The organism is Ruoffia sp. FAM 26254 (genome assembly GCF_045528545.1).
Lineage (GTDB): Bacteria > Bacillota > Bacilli > Lactobacillales > Aerococcaceae > Ruoffia > Ruoffia halotolerans.
Map to the genome: position 1 here is coordinate 36720 of NZ_JBGQQY010000016.1, position 6361 is coordinate 43080.

At 35.5% G+C, this 6361-nt stretch carries 4 protein-coding genes and 1 pseudogene; 3 read left to right on the forward strand and 2 right to left on the reverse strand.

What is annotated here, in order from left to right:
* Positions 1-10: 10 nt before the first annotated feature.
* Positions 11-3547, forward strand: coding sequence for a phosphoribosylformylglycinamidine synthase (locus tag ACEN3Z_RS05835; RefSeq protein WP_407090041.1), 3537 nt, complete (start codon positions 11-13; stop codon positions 3545-3547).
* Positions 3548-4123: 576 nt separating this feature from the next.
* A complete protein-coding gene (locus ACEN3Z_RS05840; protein ID WP_407090043.1) occupies positions 4124-4807 on the forward strand; it encodes a metal-dependent hydrolase in 684 nt (227 codons plus the stop codon).
* Between the two features lie 45 nt (positions 4808-4852).
* Here the strand turns inward: ACEN3Z_RS05840 and ACEN3Z_RS05845 are convergent, their stop codons facing one another.
* Positions 4853-5266 carry an OsmC family protein gene (locus ACEN3Z_RS05845; protein ID WP_407090044.1) on the reverse strand — a complete coding sequence of 138 codons (414 nt, stop codon included), beginning with the start codon at positions 5264-5266 and terminating at the stop codon, positions 4853-4855.
* A 265-nt stretch (positions 5267-5531) separates the two neighbouring features.
* Between ACEN3Z_RS05845 and ACEN3Z_RS05850 the strand changes: the two genes are divergently transcribed.
* Positions 5532-6125: an RluA family pseudouridine synthase gene (locus tag ACEN3Z_RS05850; protein ID WP_407090046.1), complete on the forward strand. Its 594-nt coding sequence runs from the start codon at positions 5532-5534 to the stop codon at positions 6123-6125.
* 119 nt (positions 6126-6244) lie between these two features.
* On the opposite strand, the pseudogene ACEN3Z_RS05855 reads toward ACEN3Z_RS05850, so the two are convergent.
* Positions 6245-6361: pseudogene (locus tag ACEN3Z_RS05855) on the reverse strand (IS30 family transposase); the annotation flags it as partial.

Here is a 6361-nt window from a genome sequence, read left to right on the forward strand (position 1 = left end):
GGACAATTTAATGAGCAAATTTATTGTAGTACCAGCGCCAGATTCTTCATTCTTATTAAAAGAAGCGCATCATTTCTTGAAATTAACAAACTTGCAAGCAGTAAAGCAATATGACGTTTTTGAAACTTCGGATGAAGGTGATTTAACATTAGTAGAGCCTTTATTTGAACAAGGTCTTATTTACGAAAACTTAGAGTCATTTAACATTTCCACTGCTTTTCGTTATCGCCAAGTATTGGGGCAATATGATGAGGTCGAAGAGATGACTAACCGTATTATACAAAATATTAAAGGGCATGATCTTTCTTTACATCATTCAAGAATTATTGATTTAAAAGGTTTAACTGAAGTCGAAGTAAAAACTTTCAAAACATATTATATTAATGAAACAGAAACTGAACTCGTTTCTTTTAATGCTTTAAATTATGATATGGGAGTCAGCCAAGGCTTAGATTTACAAGGAATAGAAGGTTTTAATGATTTAGATACGGCTGGCTTACAAGAGTTAATTAAAGATTATTCAATGGACCTTGCTGATATTGAAGTCGTTCAAGCGTATTTTCAATCAGAAGCAGTTAATCCAACTGTCTTCCAATTAAAAGTCATCGATACATACTGGTCAGATCACTGTCGCCATACGACATTTTTAACTGAATTAACAGACATATCCGTGACTGAAGGTAAATACCAAGAAGCCATTGAAGCTACTATCGCAGAGTATAATGACGTGCGTGATTCAGTCTATGCTAATCGTCCTAAAGTTAAGCCAGTTACATTAATGGATCTTGCAACGATTAATGCAAAACATGCAAAACAATTAGGTCTGTTAGATAACTTAGATGAATCTGATGAAGTGAATGCTTGTTGTATTCGCATTAAAGTGGATGTTGAGGGTGTTGAAGAAGATTATTTACTCTACTTTAAAAATGAAACTCACAATCACCCAACTGAGATTGAACCTTTCGGAGGGGCGGCTACATGTATTGGTGGGGGGATTCGTGATCCGCTTTCAGGTCGTAGTTACGTTCATCAAGCGATGCGAATTACTGGAGCTAAAAACCCGAATGCGTCATATGAATCAACACGAGATGGTAAATTACCACAACGTATCATCTCACAACGTGCTGCTATGGGATATAGTGACTACAGTAACCAAATCGGACAAAGTGCTGGTTACGTGCGCGAATATTACCATGACGCCTTTGAAGCTAAGAGAATGGAATTAGGTGCCTTAGTTGCTGCTGCTCCAGTTGATAACGTTGTACGTATCAAACCAGAACCTACGGATTTAATTATTTTACTTGGTGGACGTACTGGACGTGACGGATTAGGTGCAGCAGTTGGATCTTCAATGGTTCAAACTGAGAAATCAATCGAACTACAAGGGGCAGAAGTCCAAAAAGGGAGCCCGACCATCGAACGAAAGATTATTCGCTTATTCCGTAATCCAGAAGCTACGCGCTTAATTAAGAAATCGAATGACTTTGGTGCTGGGGGTGTATCAGTAGCTATTGGTGAACTAGCTGATGGCTTGACCATTGAATTAGATAAAGTTCCGACTAAATATGAAGGAATGGATCCTAGCGAAATCGCCTTATCAGAGTCTCAAGAACGAATGGCTGTTGTCGTTTCTAAAGATGATGTTGATAAATTTATTACTCTATCAGAAGCTGAGGACTTAGAAGCGACAGTTGTGGCAGAAGTGACTGATTCATCTTATATGGTGATGCGTTATAACGGTGAAGAGGTTTTCCGCATAAAACGTTCATTCTTAGAATCGAATGGTGGAGCCAAAGCAGCTGATGCTATCATTAATTATTCTGATGTAAGTCAATTCTTTTCTGATTCACGACATGTATTAACTCAGTTACAATCGATTGAAAATGCGAGTCAAAAAGCATTATCACAAAACTTTGATTTTACAATTGGGAAAAATACAGTTCTTGCACCATTAGGTGGGGAGAAGCAAATAACTCCTCAAGAAGGAATGGTCGCAAAAATACCTGTCTTAGGCCAAGATACTTCAACTGCTTCAGTCATGACTGTTTCATTCAAACCTGATCTAGCAACGCTCTCACCATACCACGGTGCTTATTATGCCGTTGTTAATTCAGTAGCTAAAGCTGTGGCCTTAGGTGTTCCTTATCAAGAAACTCGCTTAACATTACAAGAATTCTTTGAGAGTATGGTGAATGAGAATAGTTGGGGAAAACCGACTGCTGCCTTACTTGGAGCCTTTAAATCAATGAAACAATTAGGTTTAGCTGCCATTGGCGGTAAGGACAGTATGAGTGGTACCTTCGAAGATATTGAAGTCCCACCATCACTTATTAGCTTTGCCGTTGCAACAACAGACTTTACAAAAGTCAATTCGCGAGAATTTAAATCTATAGACTCAAAAATTGTTTTATTAGAAGCTAGATTAAATGCAGATGATTTACTAGATACTGATGAAATTAAAGCTACCTTTGAAACGATTACGAACTTAATTAACGAGAATAAAGTTCGTTCAATCTCAACCATGGACGATAAGACGATTGAAATGAATCTGATTGAAATGGCTCTAGGTAATGCGATCGGTTTTGAAATGAAAGCAGAATACTTACATAAAAAATCTGCCTTAGGATTCTTAGTAGAAGTCGCTTCTGATGTTGAAGTTGAAGGTGGGGTCATAGTTGCTCAAACGAATAGCAGTGATGAAGCAAAATTTGATCAAACATACTCTTTAGAAGAATTGGCTCGTCTTTATGCAGAACCATTAGCTGATGTATTCTCAGACATTGAATTGGTATCTAATTCTGAAGATGTAAAACCTGCATTAGAGATTCCAGAAATATCATCGAATGCCAAAGTGTTAATCCCAGTCATAACGGGAGTGCATGGTGAATATGATCTGTATGAATCATTTAAACGATATACTGAACATGTTGATTTCTTTATCATCAAAGAGGAATTAGGTTACAAAGAATCAGTCAAAGAATTTGCAAGTAAATTATCTGACTATGATGTCTTAGCTTTCTCTGATGGCTCAATACTATCTAATCGTCTACAGTATGGACAAGCGATTAAACTACTAATTAAAGACATCAAAGCCGAATTAGAAGCATTTGCCAAAGATAAGTATATTCTAGCTATTGGCGCATCATTTGCTGGCTTTGTCCGCAGTGGTTTAATAGAATTTGGCCGTGTTCAACAAGGAACACAAATTGACTTTAAGGTAAATCCATTTGAAAAATTTTTTTCAACTTTAGTAAATGCTGAAGTCATTAAAGAAACAGAATACGCGAAAGCGGGTAGTTATACGACAGCTTTGGCAGGCTATCATTTAAGTGTTGAATTGGATGAAAATAAATTTAAAGACCAAATCATCTCCAAATATACAACGTTCTTTGCAGAAGAAGTCGGTGTTGATGCAATGGTTGATCCTACAGGACATATTATAGGGGTAAATGGAAACTTTGAACGCATGAATATTGATGGCTTTGCCAATGTTGATACAGTAGAGGCACCATTTATTGCAAATATTCTAAAGAAAGCAAATATTTAATAACTCACATAGATAAGTTAATCGGTTTTACTTAATAAATCATAACGAGCATTGAGACTGACTTGTTTGCAAGTATGTTCAGTTTTAATGCTCTTTTTTAGTACATTCATGTATGTGTGTAATCGCTATTTCGAATGTTTTTCTTGTATTAGTGATACTATTTTAATAGTAAGGAGGGCAGAGCCAGACAAATAAGGATGCATAGTATTTTAACTATGGAGTTTACAAAATGAAAGTTGTACCTTACTTAAATTTTAGACAATCTAAACCAGTTCTAGCTTTCTTTGAAAAGTAAGGTGCTTAAAAAAATATTGAGATAGTAGTAGCATCTGATGAAATGTTCAGCGGTGAAAATTTTTGATTTGTATAAAAAGCCATATCTGAAAGTTGGAATACTCAATTATAATTTCGACTTGCAGATTATTTTTGTGAAACTGGAATTTGTTAATTTAGTATTTTAATTTGAGAAGATGAGTATGTCTAACAAGTGTATTCATTGAATTGTTTCTATGAAATCATTAAACTAAATAGTATGGAGCGGTTACATGACTTATTTTTGAGGAGGTACTAATTATTATGAAAGCAAAATTTCACGGACATGCTGTGGTTAGTATAAAAACACAAGATGGCACAAAAATATTAATTGATCCTTTTATTACTGGGAATGGATTGACTGATTTACATGCGAATACGGTGGAAGCAGATGTTATCTTAGTGACCCATGGACATTCGGATCACATTGGAGATACTATGGCTCTCGCTAAAAGAACTGGCGCATTGGTTGTATCCACTGTTGAAGTTGTTGGCTATTTAAATTCATTAGGTTTAGAGAATTTACACGGTATGCAACCTGGTGGTGCTCATGACTTTAACTTTGGGCGGGTTAAGTTAACACCAGCTATTCATGGATCATCAATTGAAATAGATGGAAAACCTTTTACACTTGGCTTAGCCACTGGGATTTTGATAACAGCTGATGAGCAAACATTTTATCACGTTGGTGACACAGCCTTATATTCAGATATGAAATTAATTGGCGAGTTCAATGATATTGATTTAGCATTTATTCCAATTGGTGATAATTTTACGATGGGACCAGAAGATGCAGCCGTTGCAGCCAAATGGTTAAATGCAAAGAAAGTTGTACCAATTCACTATAATACTTTCCCATTAATTGAACAAGATCCGGCACAATTTACCAAATTATTAGCTAATGGGGTGGGTTATGTTCCAGTAATTGGTGAGACAATAGAGTTATAAAGTAAAAAACAGAAGTGAGATAGGTATTCTATCCACTTCTATTTTTTATACTAATTTAATATTTAAGTTGATATTATTGCCTTTGCTTAAAATACTTGAAACTTTACAATGGCGGTGAATAAAACGTTCTAACCCAGCTAATTGATCCTCATTCAATATAGCATCAGTTACAAGTTCAACAGATGCATCTAATCGCCACTCTCTGTTCTCATCAATAAAATCACCTGCCACACGAGCAGTTAATTGTGAAAATTCTATCTTTTTCATATTCAAGTATGATACTGCTGTCATCAAATGACACCCAGATAAAGAAACTAATAATAGTCCAGTTGGTGAAGTACCCTGACTAGTAAATTCAGGCATTCGTTCAGTATAATCCATAGTATATGAAAAACCTTCGATATCAGCTTGCACAATATAACGATCAATTACCTTTGCTTTTGTCTCTTTCTCTGCCATGATGCATTCCTTCTTTCATTGAGAATAATTAGATGATAAGCGAATTCTTTGATAGTATAAATTATATCACAGAATTTAATTCATACTAATGAAAGGAATTATCGCTTTATATACAAGGGGGATATCTAATGCTAATACACCATAGATTCATTTTGTTTAAAATAAGCAATTATAAAAATAATACGTTATAACAATTAAACAGCATCCTATTGCCTTTTTATTTTTCCATGTTAGGATAGATACATTATATTTATAGGAGGGTATTATGAATGTGCCAATTTTGTACGAAGATAACCATCTTTTAGTTATTGAGAAGCCGGTTAATGTTCCTGTACAAGAAGATAGTAGTAAAGATTTAGATGTACTCAATCATCTAAAGCAATTTATAAAAGTCAGAGATAAGAAGCCAGCTAATGTTTACTTAGGACTAGTGCATCGGCTTGATAGACCTGTCGGGGGTGCGATGGTATTTGCCAAGACATCAAAAGCGGGATCCAGATTATCTAATACATTAAGAAAACATGACTTGAAAAGATATTATCTGGCCGTAGTAATGGGGAAGTTACCTAGGATGAAGGGGACATTGACACATTACCTCTGGAAGAATCGTAAAACGAATCAAGTTTACACTGTTGATAAAAATCATAACCAGGCTAAAAAGGCTTACTTAAGTTATGAAGTTCTAGCTTATCAGCACGGTATGTCATTAGTACGAGTTCAATTGCATACTGGCCGATCACATCAGATTCGGGTACAGTTTCAAGCAATTGGCTCACCTTTATATGGTGATCAAAAATATGGAGATCATCGAATAAAGCCTCACAGCCAAATTGCATTATGGGTAACATTAATATTGTGAGATTGACTACATTTCAATTATAATACCCTGCGTATCAAGTAATTGGTGCGTACTCCACTTTAATTGCTAAGAATACCTAAAGCCTTATGACCAAAGCGGAATTTTAAAAATTTGATTTGTCAAATTAAGCTAGACAAAACTGCTTCATCTAAGTAACTCAAAAATACTTCCAACGGTGTTCGGTAGTGTAAGGATTTCCGTGGAATCGTGTTCCGTTTGTGTGCAATCGATGACAC